We start from the raw sequence: 22880 nt of genomic DNA on the forward strand, positions 1-22880 counted from the left end.
TACGTGGCATGGAAAAAAGAAAAAAGGTAGCTGAAAGTAACTATATCCGGCTAACCTCGTTTAAAGAGAATTTACACACAAATATGGACTTGACCCACGCGGGCGAAATCAGAGGCATTTTTCCCTTTATTATTCCACACTCTAGCCAACCGTCCATACTCCGCCACCCTAACACTCAAAATCCGTATGATTCACCCTATTGTACTCCTGGACCAGTTCTTCATACTTCTCTACCTCACGCTCCAGCATCCATTCAAATAGCGACTGCACCTGCCCAAAATATCGGGCGGCACCACTCCACGTATCCGTAAATTTTGTCCTGCTCGTCCGTATCCTTTTTGAGATGGGCATGCTCTACCCGACTTTGCAGCTGGACCATCAAGGTGTATATCGTGTCATCTTTACCGGTAAACGTATGTCTAATATCATAGAACAGCTCCAAGCCCTTCCTTCTCCACGTACTCATACCGGAACCCTCCACATTTTGTTCATTATAGTAATCATACCCCACATAAGCAATATGGTAGAATATTGAAAAAAGCACAGATGGAGCTGGTGATTTGTACACAGAGCAAGGTTACATACTAAGGGTACTGACAGCGCTAGAGCTTGAAGGGTTGTCCAGAACCATTCCTTATCTATTTGAACTTTTTCAATTATAAAGGAGCTGCATATCCATGCTTGTTACGCCTACCCTGCATTTTTACGGACAATGTGAAGAAGCAATCGGCTTATATCAAAAAGCGTTTGGTCTGCAAATGAATTACCTCCTGTATTATGCAGACGCCGATCCGCAGGACTGGAATTTCAGCTTAACTTCTGAGCAGCAAAGCTATGTATATCATGCAGAGGCTCTTATCGGCAAACAACGCATCATGCTGGCGGATGAAATCGGACGGGAGGCGCCCGGGAACACCGCTCTTTTTCTGACCATTATCTTTGAAACTGACGATCAGGTAAAACAGGCCTACGAAACGTTAAAGGAAAGCGGGAGCATCATCCAACCTTTGCGCACAACGACATACAGCTCCTGTATGGCTTCCGTTGTAGACAAGTTCGGCTTCCGCTGGGGACTGATGACGGAGGATTAAGAAAAGAGGGCGGATTACCGCCCCCTTCATCAAAGCTTGGACAGCTCGTCCAAAAAAGCCGGCTTGTTGAAATATTGCTCCTGCAGCTGCTGAATGATGGCGGACTGACTGGACTTGCCGGCCAGCTTTCCGTAGCGTTTAAGCATCTGACAGACATTCCAATACTTCTTCCTGTTGAAAGCTGCAGCGGCGGTGTCATAAATATACTGACTGTATACTTGTTCCACTTCCGCTTTATAATCTGACGACAACCGTGCTGCATACTCCTCTATCGCATTTGGATTAGCTTGTACATAAGATAGCATCTCTGCAAGGTCATTTTTATCCGAAATCAGCTGCAAATAGAGCGCATGGGTAGACCATGTGTCCGATTTTTTAAGTTCTGCCAGAATGCTGCGGTAAAAATCCTCCTTATTCCCATCAGACAATGCTTCAAGTTCAGCGTAATATTCATAGCCCCCATCTAGCAAAAGCTCCTTAGCCAGCAGCTTCTGCTCTTCCTTCAGCGATAATGCTTTATAGGCTTCGTATCTCGCCTTTTTAAAGTCGGATCTGTCTCCCGGATAGCTTGCTTTATGCCGTTCCCCTTGCTCTGCCAACTGGATTGCCCGCTGGTAGTCGCCCGCCTCCATGCTTTTCTGTATGGCCAATTTTCTAAATGATTTCAGATGAAGATGCTCCTGTATAAACTTATCTGCTTCTTCTGCGGGGCTATATTTTTCAATAAGCTCAAACTGAATTCCTTGCAACGCCTCATTTGAATACTCTACGTACTCCTTACCGGAATTGGCTGCAAGCTGCACTCCGATAGCTGCCAGCAATTGTTCTCTGCGCTTCTTCTCATCAGCAAATACAGTACATATCCGCAGCAGAGTAACCGGATAATCATCCCAACCGTCAAATACAGCATTTCGGCTCATTGTAATCAGACGTGTTAAAAAATGCTCCCGCACGGACTCATCCGCCGTCCGCTGACTTTCAGCAAGCCCGTCAATCTGATCCAAAACCTCATCTACCAGTGCCCCGACCTCACCGTCCGAGTCATCCGCATACTGAAACGCCTCCACTCCTTCTTCCAGCACCAATAAGGCCATTTCCAGCTTCACTGTATCATCGCTCACACTGCTCTTACTCTCCAGCAAAGCCATTAGGTCTGCTGCGAAGCTGCTTGTTTCCCGGTAAGGTATGAAGCCCTCCCTGCCTGTGTACTGCTTTACGATCGTTTTTATAAGCTTTTGGAAGGTTTTAAGCAGGCGCGGTTGATCCTCTGTACCATATTTTAAAAGAAGCGTATTCTTAAATACCTCATCCTGCCCGGCAGCCTCAGCAATAATTGCAATTAATTCTTCTTTGGACAAATCTCGCAGTACTTCTTCTAACTTGCGCTGGTTCGCCATAGCTGTTCACACTCCTGGAGGTTTTAGTCTGTTAGCTCCATCATACCAGCTATACTCCTGGTACTTTTCAATATCCATTCCTGCAGATTTCTTCACAATTTAAAAATATCACTGAGCACAGTTATTACATTCTCTTTCTCGTTTTTTTGATACAGTTATCTTCTTGCTATTAAGCCGATCACGTTTTAGTAGAAACATGAGCTCTATGCCGCCCTCTGCTCCATAGAACCGGATCACTTGAAATAATCCGATAGCTAAAAATACCACTCCAAAAATTACATCAAAATAAATTTTGCATCTCTGACGAACAGCAGCTGATCACCCATTGTTTTCCGGATTGCTTTTCTCCGTATGATTACAGTTGTACACCAGATTAATATAATTAGAGCAACTACAATAGGAACACCCTTCCCGCCGGGAAGGGCCTAATCTTTCATTCTTCATCTTTCATTCTTCATCTTTCATCCTTCATTCTTCATCTTTCATCTTTCATCTTTCATCCTTCAATCTCACATCATCATCGGCACAAACACCGAAGCCGCATTAGCCTGCCGGAACCGGGCGATCACCTTCCTGCTCCAGTCGCGCTGATACTCGGGGTGCCCGGACAGATACAGCTCCTCCAGATGATTGAATGCCGCATCATAAGGAATACCGGGATTATCGCCGTTCACCTCAAGCTGGCTGATGTGCAGATAGAGGCCGCCCGGAAGAGTAAGCTTTTCTACGCAATCCGGTAGTCCCGTGAAGGAGCTAACCCTTGTTCCGAAGCAGGAATTGTATTGCCCCTCCTGACCGCTGTCCACCGGAAACCCGTAGTAATCATGCAGATAATATTTTGCTGCTTCCGTGGCAAACACCTGATCCTGCACGCCAAAATACTTCGTAATCACAAACTCCTCGCTGTCCGGCAAAGTCATGCTGCAGGCGATCTTCATCTCGGGAAGAGTAACGGCCTTATAGCGCAGGGAGGCGTAGCGTTCAGCTACCGTCTGTGCCGTCATAACCGGTTCATATTTGGTAAGAATCTCCCCCGTGTCTTCATATGTATTGAACCCGCAGCCGGCAGGATTATACACATAGCTGGTATCCTTGCGGAAATCATTCACAAAATACTCATCCGCATGCATACGCTCCCCGTAACCCGGCTCTCCTTCCCGCCCGCCCTCATTAATCAGCACCTTGGCATACCGGCAAGCTGGCACTGTAAGCGTCTCCGTATACTCCGGCAAATAGTCAGGCAGGCCCTCCAGACTGTCCACCTCATAGCCCACAATCACCTTGTAGTTACCGTCACCTTTAACCTCAGTCCGCACGGTAACAACCTCTCCCTCGCCCTTGAGTCTGCTGCTGATTATGCCGGAGAGCAGGGCCATATCGCCTTCTGCGATCAGCTTTTTCGTATAAAAGTAATCATTCAAAATACAGCTGGCATGCTCGAATCCATTAAATCCCCCGTATCCCCGGCTTTCGAACGTTACCGGCAGCGCGATCCCGACAATTTGCATCTCCGGCCGATCCACAATCGTACATAATTCAGTAACCTGCTCTACGAACACTTCATTTGGAAGCACCATCTGACTCATCTCCTCCACCATTCTCAGGATTGCCGGCTTCACCCGTGGGCTGTAACCTTCCGAAGCCTGCTCCGTCAGGTCCTTTTTCCTTAAGTTCATTGCAGTCCAGCTCCTTTCATACCTCAACTTTATGTAAAATCAGGCTTAAAGTATTATCGGTTTTTAACAATTTCCAGCCTGATCCATACCCTCATCTGAATCTTCTCCGGGTCATAACTGCCGTTAATCTTATATGTAGTAAAAGCGGGCCCCTTCCCCCTATTCCATCCATTCTCTCTGATCCAGCTGTCCAGCCATTCCCCGAACACCCTGCCGTCACTGCAGCAGCTGCTCTCCAATACGGCATAATGGCCTGCGGCAAGCTGCAAAAGCTCAAGCCCGCAATCTGCCGGCAGCACCGGAGCTGATTCCACCCTCACGCCACACGTACAGTTCAGACCATTCTGAGATACGTAGAATTCCCCGCCTTTTCTTATCGCCCCGGGATTATGCATGGAAAAGGATGAGATTACCGCTGCAGCTGCCTGTTCCTCGGCGTCCTCTCCTGAGCGGCTTGCGGTCAGGAACAACCGGTCATCACAATACGCTACGCGGATACTGTTATAATCCGGCCGCTTGACTACCGGCAGGTACAAAACCAGCTTGTTCACTGCGCTGCCCTTGCAAATATACTCTTCGAAATAGCCGCCCTCGTCCTGCTTGAACATACTCAATCTCAGCCAATCCCCGTAAAGATAGTTCCAGGCCTGGGTAATCTCAGCCTCCTTATGGGCAACCGTTGTTTTGGCAAAGGTACAGGTGACCTCCGGATGCACAGCAGCTTCCTGAAAGACACTGTCAGCAAAAATGTCCATTAACTCATAGTCATATTCTACAGCGAGCTTATAACAGAACTCCCCGCTGCGCGGCTGCCCGCCCCGGCCAAAGATTCTTCCTTTATATCCCGGTAAAAGAGCGCTCAGCGCTTGCAAGGCCCGGTGTTCAATGCCGTCTGGTTCAGGATAATAAAAAGCGGTATGCAGAGTCTTGGGGATAGTGTCCGTAGTAACCGTTACCTGCCTTACAGGCTGGCTGTCATATGCGGGGAAGTAGTAGCAGGCATCATTCTTCTGGTATTCCAGCGGGGTCATGGCTGTGGCGGATTTCACATATTTGCATAAGGCCTGCTGGGAGCTGTAGCCGCAAGCATAGGCAATCTCGGCCAGCGGCAGCTCTTCTGCTCGGATCAGCGCAAGAGCAACCGACAGCCGGCGTTTGCGGATATACTCCTTTACCGAATGCCCGGTATAGGTGTAGCAGTCCCGGTATAGCTGCATCAGGGAGGTGTATCCGGCCTGCGCCGCCAGCTCAAGGCTAATCTCGCCGTGCAGATGTTCTTCTATATAAAGGATGGACTTCTTGAAACGGGCAGCTTTGTCCATTATGTTCCTCCGTCGGGCAGGGTAGAAACCCTCTCACAAAAAGGTTCTTTTGAAGATAGAATAGCAGAAAATGCACGAAAACACATTAACATATAGGATTACTCTGCTGTGGAACAAAGTATCTATCGTAGACGCTCAATCCATTACTGTGATAAAATGTATGGAAATATTTATAATAATTATTGTAGAGGTATAACTATGATCGTTACGCACAACTTAACTGCCCTTAATACAAATAACGCTCTGCGAAAAAATAATAAGGCGGTCGCGGACAGCACGGCAAAACTCTCTTCCGGAATGCATATTAACCAGGCTTCTGATGATGCGGCCGGCTTGTCCATCTCCGAAAAGATGAGAGCGCAGATCCGCGGGCTGAACCAGGCATCCAGCAATGTACAGGGCGGGATTTCGGTTATACATACCGCAGAGGGCGGCTTACAGGAAATCACCGATATGCTCCAGAGACAAAGAGAGCTACTCATTCAAGGATCTAACAGTACGAATACTGATGGAGATAAACGGAAGATCGATCAGGAAATCCAACAATTAAAGGATGAGATAAACAGCCTGACCAGCAGAACGGATTATAATACGATAAACCTGCTCGCACGCGACGATTATCAGATTCTTGAGGACCGTTCAAGTCATAAGGTTGAGGAGAATACAACAGGTCCATTTCCTGCAACCACTACCTCTTATGAACGGACCACGAGTTTTTTTCCTGCAGGAACTGCAGAAGAGCCGGCCAACGTAAAGTCTTCTCATACCAATACAACCATAGATGATGACTATACGCTTGTGTCTCATACTACAGCCATTACTTCTCCTGACGGCAGGGAGGGCTTTAACGATTACGCCAAAAACGTCCATACCCATACTGAGACAACAGCTACGAGCCAGAACTCCTACGAAAGGCTGCTGGTAAGCGATCCAAGATATAAAGAGCTTGCAACCGTATCTTTTCCCGGAACCGTGAAAAGTGTATTTTTTCAGACTGAGCTTATTCCTACTTCAATATCAGCCGGTCAATACCCTGACTTCGGAGGCCTTGAGGACAGATTTATCTCTGTAGATATTGATGGCGTTTCTACTTCGCTTGAGGGTTTCACTTTAACCGGTTCTACCACAACTGCAAGCTCTATTTCAGCTGTCTACGAGAAAGACGGGATTCAAATTGAAAAGATTTTTTCGTCGGATCCCTCCTCGTTTAAAGTAGAGTTTAATGTGCGTAATCTCTCGGGGATCGACGGAAGGCAGATTACGGTCAGCACCGGCTTTCAGCCCATGTACGACGGCCAATACAGCATATCGTCGCCAAGTGGGGTTCCAGTTGGCAGTACCGCCTCAAACGCACAAATACCGGCCTCAGGCACTGTATTTACTCTTTCGAATGCTCTTGTCGACTTTAACTTCTCTTTTTTAGACGGTGGAGCTTATGCTGTTCCAGAGTCTCTGACAACACCTGCAAGCGGGTATTTGACTTCCAGTAAATCACCCTCCGTCCAAATTACCCCTACCTGGGGCCGTACAATGAATGACGGAGAAGCTTTAAGCTTCGGCATTGCGCTGAATAATTTCAATTTCAAAAAAGACGTCTACCAAGTGACTAACGAAGCAACCAAGCAAGTCGATTCCATTGCTGAGACGGTAACCACCGATATTCAGGATATTGATTATATTCCGCCAAGAGTTCAGATCCAGTCGGGTGCTAATGAAAACCAGTTGTTCTCGATTCCTCTATTTGATGTAGATACAGACGGACTTGGAATTACGGGGATGGGTATTCTGCCGCCGTCCGATCCCGAGCTATCCCTGCAGCAGGCAGACAGCGCAATAGCCAAGGTTTCGAACTACAGGGGGATTTATGGCTCTTTACAGAACCGGATGGAGCACGCTTTGAATAATCTCGGAAGCACAGGCGACAATCTCACCGCAGCCGAATCCCGTATCCGTGATGCTGACATGGCCAAGGAGATGTCCGGCATGACCCGGGCGAACATTTTATCTCAAGCATCCCAGGCTATGATGGCTCAGGCTAACCAGAATCCTCAAGCCATATTACAGTTTTTAAAATAAAAAGAGAGGCTGTCAGTGACAGTCTCTCTTTCCTTTCATTAATCCGTCTGCTTGCTCTCCCCGCTCCCCTGCAGAAACACATAAGTCCCCTCATCAGACAGCTCCTCCGAGTAAGCGAAATTCAGCCCCTTATACTCCTTGATCTCCTCCACGCGGCTGATCTGCTGTTCGGCCATGAAGCGGACCATCTCGCCCCGGGCCATTTTGGCGAAGGTGGCTTTTTCGGTTACCTTGCCGCCCGCCTCCTGCCCGAACACGCATGTGACCATACGAATGTTCTCGCCCAAGTACGGAGAGATGCACTTGCTGTACTCCTTGGAGGCCAGGTTCACGATGCAGTCCGTTTCGGCAAACAGCTGGTCGGCCAGCTTCCGGTTCCAGAACTTGTACAGCGAGCTGAAGCCGGGTCCGGCCAGCTTGGCCTGCATCTCCAGCCGGTAAGGAACAACTCCGTCGAATGGCCGCAGCATTCCGTAGAATCCGGAGAGTATCCGCAGGTGCTCCTGTAGATACTCCAGCTCCTCCATCTGCAGCACGCCAGGTGCCATGTACTGGTATTGCAGTCCTTCATAGGAGAATACCGCCGGCGTCAGATTCCGCTCCAGATCCATATGGGTAATCCGCTCCACATTCTGCGCGGCGATGTCGTCATTACATTTCCAGATCTTTTTTAACTCGTCATAATTCAGTTTTTGCAGGGCCGCCAGCAGCGTTCCTGTTTCGCTGATAAACTGCGGCAGCTGCCGCTCCGCAAAAACATCTGTGTCGATCTTCATCTTTTTGGCAGGTGAAATAATGATTCTCATGCTACTCTCTTTTCTAGCCCAATGGCGGTAATAATGTACTCCTATCCTATCATATTTTTAGCCAAGCGGCTCCTGCTCCCCTCACACATCTATCAACAGCAAAAAAGCCCAAGCACCCGGCAGACCGCCGCATACTTGAGCTTTTTTTACCAAACAAATCTATTAGCCGATCGTCTTAATCACAGTATCGTAAGGAGCAAGCTCCAGCGTCTGCACACCGAACTCCGTCTCAACCGAGGTCTTCTGCGTCTCCGAGCTGTTGTTGATCACAACGAGAATCTTGCTCTCCGGATAGTAAGCGCACTCTGTGTAGAGGTTATCCGTGATGTACTTGTTGTCGTTCAGCTCGCCGCCCGCATAACGGATCAGGTTGAGCAGCAGTCTCGTATTCTCCAGGTTGAACTCGAAGGAAGGCAGGTAGATCCCTTTTCCTTTGCCAAAAGCGTTCGAGGACAGCGTGATTCTGCCGCCCGATTGCTGCACAACCGACGCCGCACCATCTGTCAGATAGATGCCCTGCTTCGCTTCGATGCTTGCTCCTTCCGGCAGCAGGCCCAGCTCATCATTGGCTTCAAAAGCCCACCGGCCATGTACCACTCTGGCACCTGTGTCCTCATCCACACCGAGCACATGGGCCATTCTGAAATACGTATCATAGCCTTCTACTGCAGATGGCTGATTCACCCCGATGAACGTACCGCCTTCATATACCCACTTGGTCAGAATATCGACCACTTTGCTGTCATTCCAGTGCTTGCCGCCGCTCCAGGCGGAACCGGCTAGACCGGCATTGATCACAACGTCAACGTTCTGCAGTACGCCCTGCCGGATGTCCTCGAAGTCGATGAACTGCACTTCCACCGGCGAACCGGACAATGCTTCATTGATATGAATCAGATCATGCATAAAGGTTTCGTGGAAGTGGCCGGACAGCGTCCACGATCTCAGCTTGCCCCAGCTGTGCAGCACCGCTACCCTAGTTTTCACCTGGTAAGGCTTGCCTTTGCTGTGCAGCTCTTTGATCTCTCTGAATTCGTCGGCAATCTTCTCGATGTAGTCACAGAAATCGGGGTATGGCTCAACCAGATGCAGATAGCCGCCTAGTCCAATCCGGTCAATCGGCTCACGCAGCAGGGCGCGGCGGATGTTGATCCAGTATTTTTTGGCATCCAGTGTAGGGTCTCCGCCCTCCATGAAGGTAGGAGCGCCACCCAGTCCAACCGGGAACAGGTAAGGATGCAGCCGGATTTCGTGCGTATCCACTTTGACACCGGAGCACATCCGCGCTTCATAACCGGAGAATACGCATTTGATCATGCCGTCGAAGCCAAACTCCTCGAACCGGTCATTGTAAGGCTCCATGCCGACCCAGCTGTCATCGTAGAAGACATAAGCCAGCTTGCCGTGACTGTGCACGATATCAATGAGCTGCTTGGCGAAGCCGATGACGAAATCATTGATAAACGCCATCCAGTCCAGCTTGCGCTGCTCGGCCGGAATATGGCTGACACGGTATTTACCGCCGTTAACGAAATCTTCAGCGGTGAGGGAATAGCCGTATTTTTTGGCAAACAGATCAAGCGCCCGTGCACTCACCGTAAAATCATATGAACCCCAGTCGGAGAACAGATGGCGGTTACGCTCACTGCTGCCCCAGATCCAGGCAAAGTTATAGAAGAGCGAAGTAAAGCGGACTACCGTTGTCTCTTTATGCTCCACGCACCATTGTTCCATCCAGTCCAGCATATACTCCTGAGTCTCAGGGTACATCGGATCAATCTGCATCAGATGATCTTTGGTCCAGTTGTTTGTGGTGTGGTTGTACATGGAGATTTCTTCCCAGATCCGGTAAGCCATGAAGCTGACGGTGTATTTATGCCAAGGCGTAATGCCGGTCAGCACAACATTTCCCGATTCACGTTCGTAATTCCATTGCTCGCGCGGGAGCTCTTCACCCGTCGTCCGGTCAACAACCTGCCAGTATTTAAACGCTTCCTTGGAGTCATTCACTCTGAACTGGTCAGCGAAGAAATCCTCCATTACATAGATGGACAAGTAATCCTGTACAGCAACCTTCGGATTGGTGATCAGGAAGCACTGCTGCAGCTTGTCCTGGTTCTGCGCCGCCCATGCATTATGATCACGGATAATACAGATCGTAGAATAGATGCCGTAGCCTGCATTGATAATCTCATCAGACAGCTTGGTGCCGTCACTGTCACGGATCACATCCGCGCCCCAGCGCTCAGCCAGCTCCAGTGTCAGCTTCTCATATCCGGATTCGCCCGGCAGGGTAAAAGAGCCCTTGGTATGTTTGGTCAAGTTGCTTACCTCCTATTGAATCATATCGGACAGGAAGGCAAGCGCTAAGCCTTGGCCCCAGCCCTGGATCCAGTCTTTTGGAATGTTGCAGTAGCCTTCACGGTCCTTCATGACAGCAGTGCCGCCGGATACATTAAGCACTCGTCCGTCTTCGCTGATGTTTTCGAGAATGCCCTTAAGTGCCTTTTGGACATACTTGGTGTGCAGCGGATTGCCGTTGTTGACCATTGCCGCCGCAATACCTGCAGACGCAGACACTTCCTCATAGGAACCCTCGTCATTCAGCACGGTCCGCCAGAGGCCGTTCTCGGTCTGGACAAGCTTCAGTGCAGCCAGCTGGTCGCGCAGCGAGCACTCGATGTCCATACACTGCGGGTACAGGTACCAGTCGTGCAGCAGCGGTTTAACCTGCGACATGGTATACGCACCCCAGGCGTTCGCTCTGCCCCAGTAGAATCCGGACATATGATCCTGCTTCACATTGTTGTAGCCGTGATACCAGAAGCCGGTGCTTGGATTTTGCAGATATTTGATATGCCAGTAGTAATTGTTCAGGGCATCTTTGATCAAAGTCTGGTCTTTCAGCTTGCTGCCGACACGCAGCAGGAAGAAGGCTGCCATGAACAGCGTGTCCGCCCAAGCCTGCTCAGGAAAATCATTGTTCGCCGATACGGTATGCTGCAGCACGTTGTCCCCGAAGCGGAGTGCGCTATTTTGCAGATAATCGACCTTGCTCATTACAATATCCCAGTATTTCTGGTTGCCTGTCTCTTCGTAGAGCGTAATCAGCATGTGCCCCATCGCACAGGTGTTAACCGTCCAGGTCGGCAGGCCCAGCTCAATATATTCATCTGCCCAGCGGATCAGCGTATCGAGGTACTCTTTGTTACCAGTAACCTTGTAAGCTCTGGATACCCCGTAATAAGCAACGCCGCAAGGCCAGTCCCATGTTAAGTCCATAGCCAGTGTCTTCTTGGTAACCTTGTCGATAACGCTCAAAATCAGTTCCTTGTCATAATCCAGTTGAAGCATATTGAAATTCCCCTCTCCTTCGCACACGGTCCCCCAATGGCGATTGAGAGCCGTCCGACAGTTTGTAAACGCTTTATGAATTCTATTGTAAGGTGTATAATAGTCATATTCTAAGCATATTCATAGCAAACCTGCGCAATTTCGACCATTTATAATCAGAAGAGGCTATCTATAACCTGTAACCAGAATATTTCGCAAAAAGTTGGGATTTCTCTCCCATTCTCTTACGCCCGGCACTTTGCTATCATTCTAGCTACCATAGTGTACCTTCAACTAATAATCAATATATGGAACGGGGGCCTTTCGGATATGCCCAGAAAAAAGAAGCCCGTCATCGAGTACCGCCACTACAGCCTGCCGATTCAGTTTCCAGTCCTGCTGCTGAGCGGGGACCGCTGGAGAATCTCCGACATCAAATCGGAGCATCTGCATTTTCACAACCATCTGGAAATCGGCATCTGCTATTCGGACAGCGGGATCATGGAGATTAAAGGGGAAGCCGTGCCTTTTAAGGCCGGGGATATCACCTTTCTGCCGCGCTTCCTGCCCCATACCACCTACAGTTCGAAGGATTCCGCCAGTCTGTGGTCCTATCTTTTTTTCTCACCGGAGGAGTTGTTTCAGCATTCCTTCAAAAGCGCTTACAGCAGCTTCGAGCCTAATCTCTGGAGGGTTCAGGGCCGAAATTGTGTTCTGAGCAGGGAACAGCACCCCAAGGTGTATTATCTGGCTACCTCTATCGTGGAGGAGCTGAAGCAGCAGCGGCCCTATTACCAGGAGAGTGCCTACGGTTTACTGCAATCGCTTTATATTGAACTGCTGAGAATATATTCGGCGAATGAACCGCTGCCTGAGCAGGAGGGTGATCAGAGCCTGAAGGGGGATTTTGTCATCTCTCCGGCGCTGGAGTACATTACGAAGCACTACATGACGCCGATCACGATTGATTTCCTGGCCGAGCTGTGCCACCTGAGCACCACCCATTTCCGCAGAAAATTCCATGAAATCATGGGCACCGCCCCGCTCGATTTTCTGACCAGTACACGCATTGAAGAAGCCTGCAAGCAGCTAAAAAGCACTGATGATTCCATCCTCTCCATCTCCGAGCAGGTCGGCTTTCATTCCATCTCCAGCTTTAACCGCTGCTTCTCCCGGCTGATGGGCGCTTCGCCCAAAGAGTGGCGCAAAAGCGCACAATCCGAAGCGCAGTCGGCGAAGGCGTCGATCCTGGAGTTTACAGGCTGGGTATAGTGAGGGATAATGTAGAACAAACTGATTTCTGACATGCAGGAGGAAATTGCTATCCTGAAGACAGCGGAAAAATTCTTTGGTGAGTCAAAAAAATGAGGGGCTCTCACTGATGTTCATGTTCGGCATGTTCATTATTGACCTGCTGAACTACCTCAAAAAGAAATAGACCGCCCTCACCAAAGGTAGCGGTCTATTTCTGCCCTATCCTGTTTTAAGCCTCCGCCCTTAAAAGCGGCTGTTGCAACGGAGAGTCGTGTTCGCGCACGGCTCTCTTTGCATTGTACGCTGTTTCTAAGCCGAGTATACCACAAAGATGGATTGATGTTAACTCCAGTTAACTGAAAGGATGAAATTTTAGAAAACAGCCTGTCGATATGCCAAACTCCTGTCTGGATTACAATACCTCCGTACTAAGCGTAAACCCTTCAATCACCACATCCTCATCCACCTCGATCATAATGCAGCGTTTCCCCTGATAGTTAACCTGCTTAACATACCGCAGATCCTGCGGGCTGACGGAGATGGTGGCTACCTTAGTCTCGATTTTGATCGATTTGGTGGTGAATTTCGGGATTACGCTGGCGGCCTTCATCTCGTAGTTCCGGTCGTCGATGATCGTTTCGAAGGCCCGCTCCACTTTTTCCGCCGTAACATCCTCTACGCCGCTTACCTTCAGGACCCGTTCCACATCCTTGAAATCCAGCGTAGCCGGCTCTTCCTCACCCTGGCCGTCCTCAATGACCTGCTGGATCTGCTCGTACACCTGGGCGATAGTAGTCGTATCCAGATGTTCGCCGGCAATCTCCTTTACGATGTCCTCGAAATAGGCTCTCTCTTCCATCGCCGTTACAGAAGTCTCCGCGTTCAGCACCTGCTCAATGAACCGCGGGTCCGGATAATTTGATTTGCCCGTACAGTACAGAACACGGTTCACGTCCGAATAATTGTCCGTCACACTCGGATAAAAGAACCCCTGCTCCGGCGAGCTCAGCTTCACAATCGGATCGACGATGACATTATACTTGAACTCCCGTTCGACATAGTCGAACATGAGGTTTTTACGCTGCTGCTCTGTGGAATTCACGCTGCACAGAATGAACTGGTGGGCAAATGTCTCGTTCTTCTCGCTCTCTTCGCTTTCTTCATTTCTGGCTTTGGTCGGCCGGTGGTATTGTCCGCGAACGAAGGTGATTACGGTATCTTTTTCATACTTGGTATCTGCCAGCATCCGGTCCACCAGCATCAGCATGAGGTCCTGCCACTCTTCCGGATCACCTGTGATCAGCCCCTGGTGCAGCATGACCTTGGCCGGCTCCTCCGCCTCCTCCTGAAACTTCAGCTCAAACAGCTTATGGTCCAGTTCGCCGGTCAGCAGTTTTTTGAAATTGCCCATGTACAGCTCCTGCTTCTCCCGGTCCACGAGGCCGAACGGCAGACGCTCCCAGTGATAAATCTCGTTGGTCTCCTTCATAACATATACGTTCAGAATATCGTACAGGCTTAGCAAATCATGGTCCAGCTTAAACTGCTTGCGGATGTGCGCTACTTCTTTTTTATTCATAATGGGTTCGAAGGCTCCTTAGATAAAATGTGCTTTATTCAGTATAAAGGATGGGAACGGAATTTTCTAAGTCCTTGCCGCGAAAAAAAACACCCGCAGCCTATCGCCACAGGTATTCTTTACCTTTCATTCCATCCTATAGCCGCTCCACATACTGCTTCGCCTCGCCCAGTGACAGACTGCTATGCTGGCGGACGAGCTTGATTGCCGGAATGAGCTTCCCGTCCTTCTTCATCTGGCGCACTGTGTCGAGAATCTCATTGGGAGGAAGATACGGTGTATTTCCTGCTTCCCCTCTGCGCTTCATTTCAGCGGCGGCCCGCTGCTCCTGTTCTGCTGTCAGCGGCTGATCTCCTGCGCTCTGAGTTAACATCATCCCCCGCTGCGGCCTCATACGGGAAATGGCGCCAAGCAGCGTCCCGACTAGCAAGTACAGGACCATATACTGCATGAACCGGTACAGATACAGCCAGACCGTACTGAGCTCCAGCACCTCACCACTCTGCTTCAGAATCGTAATATTATCCGTAATGACATATTCGCCGGGCGCATAATTATTGATGTCCTGCATGACCTGCAGCTCACCGACAGGCGAAACCATCCACTCCAGCGGTTTGTTAAAAACAGGATTGCCGGCCGTGTCGATCATCATGCTGAACAGTGTAAATACAGCGATGACATAAACGAGATTGTTTTTCCAGGTAAACCGTTTGGCAAGCACCACAATACTAAAAATCAGCAGCTGTGTAATTCCTCTTATGTATGTATTGTGGAGATAGTATTGGAACACCACAGGCAGGACCCAGCCGAACAAGATGATCATAACAACGGCAAATAAAAAGACAAAGAACAGAATTTTAGCGTTTTTCTTCATCTGGTAAAGCCTCCTTTCCGTGGCTCTGTTAACTATTTACCCAATCCTTTTGGCAATAGCCCCGATTATTGCTATAGTAGCCTTACAGATGTGACAAAATTATGCAATGGCTCGTATTGACTATTATTGAAGCGGAGGGTTCTCTATGCGTGAGCTTTGCGATTTGGGCGGAGTATGGATTGGTTCATTGATAACCCTACATCCTGCCCCAAAATAAAGCGGACTTCAGACCAGGTCTGAGTCCGCCTTTTCTGGCCGCTTGTCGGTACACTTGGAGAATTCCAGTCCAATCTACATCGTTAACACGCTTTATTCAATCTGCTGTTGTCACACTAATCTCAGCTTTATCCGCGTTCCAGCCTACCTTTGCTCCAAACAGCTCGCTGATGAAACGCAGCGGAACGTGCGTCTCATTGTTATAGATCCGGATCGGTCCCCCAAGCAGCACCTTATTACCGTTGACCGTTACCGTGGCGTCGCCGGGCTTCATCGTTACCTTTTGATTGCGGTAGCTGATCGTTACTTCCTTGGTCTGTGCCACAAAAGACAGCGCTGCCCCCAGCGGCTCAGCCAGCTTGCGCAGCGGCACCATCGTTACGCCTTCGCGGATGACGCCCGGATAATCCTGTTGAACACCGTCGATAATCACCGAACCGGTATCTAGAATCCGGACCGGCTGCTCCAGCCGACTTTTCCAGGTCATCAGCCCGTCACCCAGCCGCCCGAACGAGCTATTCCCCCAAGCATACAGGTCACCTTTGGCATCCAGGGCAAAACGCTGTTCTCCCCTTGAGGCCATGCCCGTAATTCCCGTTAAGGAAGGAACCGGGTGCGGACGCTGCATCTGCTCATACTGTGTCTGGGACAGATCGGGCTTGCTGTAATCCACCCCTGCTTCGTACACCGCCCCATCTGCCTTCAGGAACAATGCTGTAAGCCCAATCGAAACCGCCTCCACTTCCTCCAGGCCTGGAATCTGTACTGGAGCATTTAGAATTCCGTCAACGGTTCGGGGATTCAGCCCCAGAAAATTCTGGCCCCAAGTATAGACATGGCCTGAAGCATCGAGAGCCACTGCCTTCGTGGCGTACATATCGATCGCCGTAATCTCCGGAAGGCTGTATACCCGAAGCGGACTGGTCCGGAAGCCATTCGGATTGGAAGAAGTAACCCTGCTCAGATGGGCCCAGCCTCCCCAAGTGTATACTTCACCGCGGCTGTTAAGCGCCAGACTGTAGTCTCCGGCGGCAATGGCTTTAATACCGGTGAGTCCGGGAACCTGCTGCGGTGGATTATCCCATGAATCGCTAATCTGTCCGTTTCCAAGCTGCCCCTGGGAGTTAATGCCCCAAGCCCAGACTGTACCGTCCTCTTTCAAAGCCAGATAGTGATAATTGCTGCCCGCAATATCGACAGTACCGTTTAGAGCCGTCATCTGTGATGGAGCGCCGCTGCCCTCTGAGGGATATTTCCATACCGTTCCATCCTCGAATAGCACCAGAGTATCGTAAGCGTCCATAAGGAACTTAACAGCCCTCTGCGGTAGCTCAACACGGTGCGGAACCGACTCATACATCCCGAACCTCCACAGGCTGCCGTCGCTTTTGTAGAAATACGTATAGCTGCCCGAAGTATGAAACTCAGTGATTTTGGGCGAAGCTGCGTATGTAGGCGAAGGATGAACCGTCAGGCACAGGATCGTAAGGATGAAAGCCAGAATAGACCCTTTTTTCATAGAAATGTCCTCCTCTTGGATTTGGAATATCCGCAAAGCTTGGTTAGTTCCATTATACACCATGGGTATTTTTACCTTTAAATATAAAGAAAGAAACATCGCCTACGACTCCCATGAAAAAAAGCGGTATTTCGCATCCGGAGGCAGCTTCAACCTGCTGTCCGTGCAAAATACCGCTGTGTTGCTCACCTTTTTAAAAACCAGATCAAATGTTGGACCATCATCCCATTATTAATGCCCCATCCCTCCACCGCCGCCACGGAATCCGCCTCCGCCGCCGCGTGACTGGGTAATTTCAGTGATCTGCTCGCCGTTAACGGTGACCGTGCCGCCGTTCAATTCAGCTGTACCGTCCGCATCAAAAGCGGAAGTGGCTTCTACATCAATAACGCCGCCATTAATATAAAGATTGCCGTTCGAGTCAAAAGCATCCGTATCACCGCTGCCCATGCTCACTTTAATCGTACCGCCGTTGACTTCAATCGACGCATTATCGTTCACTTTTGGCGTGGCATTGATCCCGTCATCCGTCGCATACACTGTGATCTGGCCGTCATTCACAATGATAGTATTGCCCTCGATACCTTCCACAGCGGTCTCAATATTAATAATGCCGCCGTCAATCTGCACAAGGTTGTTGGCTGTAATCCCGTCATCAGCAGCCTTGATATTCAAAGTACCGCCTTCAATATAGATATTTCCGAGGGTAGTGTCCTCTTCATTTTCGCTATGCAGCGCATCCTTACCCGTATCAATCGTAATCGTTCCGTCGTTGATCAGAATGGCATCATTGGCTTCCAGTGCATCCGCAGAGGACTGAATGGTATACACGCCTCCGGTGATTTTGAGATCATCCTTGGAAGAGATGCCGTTGCCTTGAGCCGATACTATATCCAGGCTTCCGGTTCCGTTCAGGGTCACATCGGCTCTGGAGAAAATCACCGCATCCAGATGGGTCTCCCCATCCGCCACATAGCTTCCGGTAACCTCCATATGGTTCTCACTGTCAGTGGAAGTAACGAACACTTTATCCGCTGCTTTTACATAAATGGCAGGTGAATCCGTATTGGTAATGCTAACACCGTCCAGGACGATTTGAACCTTCGCTTCTTCAGCAGCTTCTACCGTTACCGTCACATTGTCCACATCACCGCTTAAGACATATACGCCTTCCTCACTCAGGGTCACATCCTGATTGCTTACCAGCTTCATCTGTGTTGCAGCTGTCAGATCCGCGGTCTGTTCCAGATCCCGGTCACTGAATAAGGCCGTTGTGTCAGTGGAAGTTGTGGTAGTGGTAGTGGCAGCTTCCGTTGATGAGGTTGTCCCGGATGAAGCGGTAGACCCTGCCGCCTGCGCAGCCGCTGCTTGTGTACTTGTAACAACTGCTGCATTGCTGTTCTGCGCATTCGAGCATCCCACGACGGATAAACTCAGTAACGCGGCAAACGTTAGGACTTTTATGCTGATAAGACTGTTATTCTTCATTATTAACACTCCTTGTATAATCGGTTGCAATCTCTTTATAAAAACATTATTGCGTCCTGGCTTACACAAAGAATACTCCGTAGACCTTTAACCAAGCTTAAATGGGGCAAAAAAAGAGATTTGTAAAAAAGATGATGGCATCAATGGCTCTCATGAAGCAGGAAGATGCTTCGTGCTTAACAAAATGGACTCTATTTCTGGCGCAGGCATCGGCTTATAAAAGAAGTACCCCTGAATTTCATCGCACTTGTTTTTGTCAAAAAAGGCGAATTGCTCCCCGGTCTCAACACCCTCGGCAATGACATGAAGCTTCAGGTTTTTAGCCAGCTGAATGATCGTTTTGGCTATAGCTTCATCGTCATTGCCTGTTGAAATGCCGCGCACAAACTGCATGTCAATTTTGATCCGGTCTACAGGCAGAGTCTTTAATCTGCTTAGAGAAGAATACCCCGACCCAAAATCATCAATAGAGATGCTGACACCGAGCTCCTTAAGTGCATGAAGCACCTCTACAATATAATCATCTCCGTCAGCGGCAGCACTTTCAGTGATCTCCAGCTCCAGGTACTCCGGCTCAAGGCCTGTCTCACTGAGTGTTCGTTCAACGATGCTGAGCAGGTTCCGGTCCTGGAACTGGACAATCGACAGGTTCACTGCCATGCGTATACCCTGCACCCCCAGCGCCTGCCACTCCTTCATCTGCCGGCATGCGGTCTCGAGTACCCACTTGCCGATGGGAAGGATCAGTCCGGTCTGCTCAGCCAAGGGAATAAAGACTGCCGGGGAAATCATGCCCAGCTCCGGGTTATTCCACCGGACCAGCGCTTCCAGACCCACGATTTCTTTGGTCTGCACACACACCTGCGGCTGGTAGTACAGAACAAGCTCATTACGCTCCAGCGCCCGGTACAGGCTGTTCGTCAGCAGTGTTTTCTCCAATACCTGCTGCTTCATGGCTGATGAGCATAGGGCGTACTGATTTTTCCCCTTTTCTTTGGCAGCGTACATCGCCAGATCGGCATTTCGGATCAGTTCTTCTGTACTTTCACCATCTCCGGGGTAGACCGCGATCCCCGCGCTGGCCGTAATAAAAAATTCCTGGCCTTTGACAATCACGGGCCGCGCAATCGATTGGATAATGGCTTCAGCAATATCCCTAATGTCTTCTACCCGCTCTATCCCGGCCAGCTTGATGAGAAATTCATCTCCGCCAAAACGGGACACCATATCCTGTTCACCCAAACATCCGGCTATTCTGCCGGTCACCTCTTTCAGCATCTCATCTCCGCCAAGGTGTCCTATCGTGTCATTCACATTTTTAAAGGAATCCAAATCTATAAAAAGAACACCAATAGGCTTGCCGGTCTCCCCGGCAGCCCCAATACTCTCTTCCAGCTGATTTTTGAACAACGTATGGTTCGGAGCCCCTGTCAGCGCATCATAATACGCCATGTAGCTGATTTCCCGCTCCGCTTCCACCTTTACCAGCGCATCTGACAGTAAATTGGCAAGTATCCGCAGCAGCTCCTGATGATTCTGCCCAAAGGTCCTTGCTGCCTTGACGGAGGCAAAGAACAACAGGCCGAGAATCTTCCCTTTATTTCTTACAGGAACGGAGATCAGCGATTTCAGCTTATAAGAGCTGAATATCTCATGCTCTGCAACTGCTTCCTGCGGCAGCATGTCTACGTCCGTTATTTGTACAAGGTCCTTCTGCAGGATGTCGTTCAACCACCAGGGGAGCCCCTCACCGTTCAGCCAGGGAACGAGGTCAACAGCCGGTTCAACCCCATCTCTGCACCACTCATAGGATTGCGGATGCTCCGTTAAGTGAATATAAAAAGTCCGATCTACCTGAAAATGCTCTCCGCACAGCGCTATCAGTTCACTGATTTTCTCATCAAGATCAGATTCTGAGACCTTTACAAACTCACCCGATATCCGGGCAACCAGCTTCTGAAACCTGATTTGGGCTTCATTGTCTTCAAGACGCTGGATATAGACCCGATTAACAAAATAGGCCAGCCAAAGAGTGATGCCCAGAATACCGATTCTGGCCAGATAATCCGAGCCATCCACCTGGACCGTCGCCACGGGTATCCTCACCCAAATATAGATTTGCGTAAGTAGCATGGGTACCCCTATCCAAAGGATCATTAGCCGTTTGTTGAAAAGAACCGACAGCATCACTACAATGAACGGAGCCGCCCATGCGGTAACACTGGCAGTTTCAATAAAGTTGAGGGCTATCAGAAGGATGGAGGCCAGCATAATGCTAATGAAAACGTATTCCTTAACATCTGCTCTAACCGGTATATGTTTAATAATGGTCAATACTAAGCCGGTGACAAAAAAGAACAGACTGAATAACAGAATAAAGCCGAACCGGGGGGGCTGCTGATTAAAAAAGTACTGCGAAGCAAAATTCAGCATCCCGCCGATAACGTAGACGAAAGACATAATTTTAATAAATCTGTCCATGTTAACATCGCTTAAAATTTTGCCAGGCTCAGTTCTTCCCTTTTTCCCCAGCCCCATGAGTCCATACCGCTTGATCGCATAGAACATTGCTGTTGTCGGGAGCAGCACAATGACCGGCGCCAGCTGAGGCACCTTAACAGATGCGTATGTATTCATAATGACATCTGTTGCAGTACCCGCTATCATGGCCATACTATAGGACAGCATAAAGAGATAGCCCTGCTTTTTCTTAACCGGGTCCTTCGACCTTCTCGCCCAATTCCAGAGCAGCAGCAGACCCGCAGTGGTAACGCAAATATAGTACAGGTTAAAATAAACATCCCCCCAGCCGCGGGCAGAAATGTTAACCCAGCCTGTTGCCGTATAGATTAGATTGTACTGCTCCTTGGCAGAATCACTATAGCCAAATGTAAAAACGTTCACCACGGCCGGAAGATACAGCAGCACATAAATCCATTTGTGTCTCAGCACTGCCGTTCTTTCTGTCAGAATCAGAAAAAAATGCAGCAGTAAGCCATACACAGTGCCGTAGCCGAGTGAAGCCAGCCTGCGCCAAAGAATAGCCGTCTCATAATCGGGTGCAGAATTGGTGATTGAGAAACAAAAGGACCAGATCGAAAGAGACAGACAGGCTAGACAATAGAGCCTGTTTAACCTGCTGCTGATATTAAGGGACAGGATATACATTCCCAGAATGAAATATATGGCGAAAGCAATAAATAAAATTAATGAAAAAATATAAGACAACGTCATGACAGGCCCCTCCATGATTGCCGATAGATTCTGTGTGTCTGAGAGAATCATGCATTGATACTTTATACCTATATTTCGGCAGAAACGCGAAGTTCTATTAGTATTAATTTCATACGAAAGACCCCTCCTATCCAAGGAAGGGACTTAACAACGGTACTTCATATAATAGATCACAAAACTTTCACAAAAACCCACCAAAATAAAACTCCACCGCCTCCTGAGAGTACCCGTCATCCCCCTGCCACTCCGCCATGGAGTTGTAATCCGGGCTCCCGCCTCTGCGCTTCCGGGGTGTACACCCAGGCACCAGTATTCCGGCATACCCCCAAATCTCCATCAGTACATCCCGTTCATTCTTACTGGAGGGAATCACGTCCTTCCACCGCTTCTCCAGCATCCGTGCACTCTCATGGTCAGCACAATTCTTAATCGCTTCGAGCATTCCGGTGAGTATGGCAGCATCCTCGGCAGTACTCTCCAAAGGAGCTTCCTTACTGAATAATTCAAGATCCAGCCAGCAATATAAAAGCCAGTTGAGACGAATCCCACCCCACTTGACCCGTTCGAAATTCAGCACATTCAAATCCTCGTTGTTATAGTCCCTGTCCGACATTAATCCATGAACATTGCAATCCCCGCAGCTGCTGTAATTCGGCCGCACCACACTCCGCTGCTCATAGGTATGCACAGGCAGACGGGAAGTCAGCGCCCAACTGGAGAGGGCACTGCGCAGATGGACTTTTTTCGTAGAGAGACTGTGCAGGAAAGCGGCAGCTACCCGCTCCTTGGTAATCGTCTGATGCAGCTCATGCAGCCGTAAGATGATCTCATCGTGAGTAATCGTTACAGGATCGAACATCAGCCCTTGGGCCTTGGCATACTCAAATTCCTCACCGGCAAAAGCACCCGGAGTGCTCCTCCAGCCGGCTGAAGTCCAGAAGGTGTTCATTAGTATTTTTTTCGCTTTTTTGTCCATGCTGTCACTCCTTGGGAATGGATTAATCGGCAATAAAAG

The 22880-nt window shown here is 49.3% G+C and carries 17 protein-coding genes; 4 read left to right on the forward strand and 13 right to left on the reverse strand.

The genetic code is table 11. The features are described 5' to 3' along the window. Positions 1–253: 253 nt before the first annotated feature. The gene (locus tag M2108_RS00005; RefSeq protein WP_277471558.1) at positions 254–466 is read right to left on the reverse strand and encodes a hypothetical protein; all 213 of its coding nucleotides are present in this window, start codon (positions 464–466) and stop codon (positions 254–256) included. A gap of 211 nt (positions 467–677) precedes the next feature. Between M2108_RS00005 and M2108_RS00010 the strand changes: the two genes are divergently transcribed. After that, positions 678–1091 carry a VOC family protein gene (locus tag M2108_RS00010; protein ID WP_277471559.1) on the forward strand — a complete coding sequence of 138 codons (414 nt, stop codon included), beginning with the start codon at positions 678–680 and terminating at the stop codon, positions 1089–1091. Positions 1092–1120: 29 nt separating this feature from the next. Here M2108_RS00010 and M2108_RS00015 read toward each other — a convergent pair whose 3' ends face one another. From M2108_RS00015 to M2108_RS00025, 3 genes are all read right to left on the reverse strand, one after another. After that, positions 1121–2488: a hypothetical protein gene (locus M2108_RS00015; RefSeq protein WP_277471560.1), complete on the reverse strand. Its 1368-nt coding sequence runs from the start codon at positions 2486–2488 to the stop codon at positions 1121–1123. Positions 2489–2997: 509 nt separating this feature from the next. Beyond that, positions 2998–4164, reverse strand: coding sequence for a GyrI-like domain-containing protein (locus M2108_RS00020; RefSeq protein WP_277471561.1), 1167 nt, complete (start codon positions 4162–4164; stop codon positions 2998–3000). 53 nt (positions 4165–4217) lie between these two features. Next, the gene (locus tag M2108_RS00025; RefSeq protein WP_277471562.1) at positions 4218–5486 is read right to left on the reverse strand and encodes a helix-turn-helix domain-containing protein; all 1269 of its coding nucleotides are present in this window, start codon (positions 5484–5486) and stop codon (positions 4218–4220) included. 108 nt (positions 5487–5594) lie between these two features. On the opposite strand from M2108_RS00025, the gene M2108_RS00030 reads away from it, so the two are divergent. Continuing rightward, complete coding sequence (locus M2108_RS00030) at positions 5595–7562, forward strand: flagellin N-terminal helical domain-containing protein (protein WP_277547442.1); 1968 nt, start codon at positions 5595–5597, stop codon at positions 7560–7562. A 38-nt stretch (positions 7563–7600) separates the two neighbouring features. Here the strand turns inward: M2108_RS00030 and yaaA are convergent, their stop codons facing one another. The 3 genes from yaaA to M2108_RS00045 all read right to left on the reverse strand — a co-directional run bounded on the left by yaaA (position 7601) and on the right by M2108_RS00045 (position 11722). Beyond that, on the reverse strand, positions 7601–8368 hold the full coding sequence (gene yaaA / locus M2108_RS00035; RefSeq protein ID WP_277471563.1) for a peroxide stress protein YaaA: 768 nt from the start codon (positions 8366–8368) through the stop codon (positions 7601–7603). 162 nt (positions 8369–8530) lie between these two features. After that, on the reverse strand, positions 8531–10690 hold the full coding sequence (gnpA, locus tag M2108_RS00040; protein ID WP_277471564.1) for a 1,3-beta-galactosyl-N-acetylhexosamine phosphorylase: 2160 nt from the start codon (positions 10688–10690) through the stop codon (positions 8531–8533). A gap of 12 nt (positions 10691–10702) precedes the next feature. Beyond that, on the reverse strand, positions 10703–11722 hold the full coding sequence (locus M2108_RS00045) for a glycoside hydrolase family 88/105 protein (RefSeq protein WP_277471565.1): 1020 nt from the start codon (positions 11720–11722) through the stop codon (positions 10703–10705). A 309-nt stretch (positions 11723–12031) separates the two neighbouring features. Here M2108_RS00045 and M2108_RS00050 point away from each other — a divergent pair, with 309 nt between their 5' ends. Together M2108_RS00050 and M2108_RS00055 are read left to right on the forward strand one after the other, a co-directional pair. Continuing rightward, positions 12032–12973 (forward strand): AraC family transcriptional regulator, encoded by a 942-nt coding sequence (locus M2108_RS00050; protein ID WP_277471566.1) that lies wholly within the window; start codon positions 12032–12034, stop codon positions 12971–12973. 76 nt (positions 12974–13049) lie between these two features. Beyond that, complete coding sequence (locus M2108_RS00055; RefSeq protein WP_221800447.1) at positions 13050–13139, forward strand: putative holin-like toxin; 90 nt, start codon at positions 13050–13052, stop codon at positions 13137–13139. Positions 13140–13367: 228 nt separating this feature from the next. On the opposite strand, the gene M2108_RS00060 is transcribed toward M2108_RS00055, so the two are convergent. The 6 genes from M2108_RS00060 to M2108_RS00085 form a co-directional block, all read right to left on the reverse strand. Continuing rightward, positions 13368–14534, reverse strand: a complete 1167-nt coding sequence (locus M2108_RS00060; protein WP_277471567.1) for a DUF4317 domain-containing protein — start codon at positions 14532–14534, stop codon at positions 13368–13370. Between the two features lie 136 nt (positions 14535–14670). Continuing rightward, positions 14671–15408 (reverse strand): hypothetical protein, encoded by a 738-nt coding sequence (locus M2108_RS00065; RefSeq protein WP_277471568.1) that lies wholly within the window; start codon positions 15406–15408, stop codon positions 14671–14673. A gap of 313 nt (positions 15409–15721) precedes the next feature. Further along, positions 15722–17143: a stalk domain-containing protein gene (locus tag M2108_RS00070; RefSeq protein ID WP_277471569.1), complete on the reverse strand. Its 1422-nt coding sequence runs from the start codon at positions 17141–17143 to the stop codon at positions 15722–15724. 231 nt (positions 17144–17374) lie between these two features. After that, positions 17375–18631 (reverse strand): carbohydrate-binding domain-containing protein, encoded by a 1257-nt coding sequence (locus M2108_RS00075; RefSeq protein ID WP_277471571.1) that lies wholly within the window; start codon positions 18629–18631, stop codon positions 17375–17377. Positions 18632–18781: 150 nt separating this feature from the next. After that, on the reverse strand, positions 18782–21865 hold the full coding sequence (locus M2108_RS00080; protein WP_277471572.1) for an EAL domain-containing protein: 3084 nt from the start codon (positions 21863–21865) through the stop codon (positions 18782–18784). 181 nt (positions 21866–22046) lie between these two features. Next, entirely contained in the window at positions 22047–22841 is a 795-nt protein-coding gene (locus M2108_RS00085) for a hypothetical protein (protein ID WP_277471573.1), read from the reverse strand. Between the last annotated feature and the right edge of the window lie 39 nt (positions 22842–22880).

The sequence above is a fragment of the Paenibacillus sp. PastM-3 genome (assembly GCF_029893965.1).
GTDB lineage: Bacteria > Bacillota > Bacilli > Paenibacillales > Paenibacillaceae > Paenibacillus_AQ.

Coding starts and splice junctions, on each gene's coding strand:
- M2108_RS00005 (WP_277471558.1), bottom strand. CDS start 466: ATGAGTACGTGGAGAAGGAAGGGCTTGGAGCTGTTCTATGATATTAGA.
- M2108_RS00010 (WP_277471559.1), top strand. CDS start 678: ATGCTTGTTACGCCTACCCTGCATTTTTACGGACAATGTGAAGAAGCA.
- M2108_RS00015 (WP_277471560.1), bottom strand. CDS start 2,488: ATGGCGAACCAGCGCAAGTTAGAAGAAGTACTGCGAGATTTGTCCAAA.
- M2108_RS00020 (WP_277471561.1), bottom strand. CDS start 4,164: ATGAACTTAAGGAAAAAGGACCTGACGGAGCAGGCTTCGGAAGGTTAC.
- M2108_RS00025 (WP_277471562.1), bottom strand. CDS start 5,486: ATGGACAAAGCTGCCCGTTTCAAGAAGTCCATCCTTTATATAGAAGAA.
- yaaA (WP_277471563.1), bottom strand. CDS start 8,368: ATGAGAATCATTATTTCACCTGCCAAAAAGATGAAGATCGACACAGAT.
- M2108_RS00045 (WP_277471565.1), bottom strand. CDS start 11,722: ATGCTTCAACTGGATTATGACAAGGAACTGATTTTGAGCGTTATCGAC.
- M2108_RS00050 (WP_277471566.1), top strand. CDS start 12,032: ATGCCCAGAAAAAAGAAGCCCGTCATCGAGTACCGCCACTACAGCCTG.
- M2108_RS00060 (WP_277471567.1), bottom strand. CDS start 14,534: ATGAATAAAAAAGAAGTAGCGCACATCCGCAAGCAGTTTAAGCTGGAC.
- M2108_RS00065 (WP_277471568.1), bottom strand. CDS start 15,408: ATGAAGAAAAACGCTAAAATTCTGTTCTTTGTCTTTTTATTTGCCGTT.
- M2108_RS00070 (WP_277471569.1), bottom strand. CDS start 17,143: ATGAAAAAAGGGTCTATTCTGGCTTTCATCCTTACGATCCTGTGCCTG.
- M2108_RS00075 (WP_277471571.1), bottom strand. CDS start 18,631: ATGAAGAATAACAGTCTTATCAGCATAAAAGTCCTAACGTTTGCCGCG.
- M2108_RS00080 (WP_277471572.1), bottom strand. CDS start 21,865: ATGACGTTGTCTTATATTTTTTCATTAATTTTATTTATTGCTTTCGCC.
- M2108_RS00085 (WP_277471573.1), bottom strand. CDS start 22,841: ATGGACAAAAAAGCGAAAAAAATACTAATGAACACCTTCTGGACTTCA.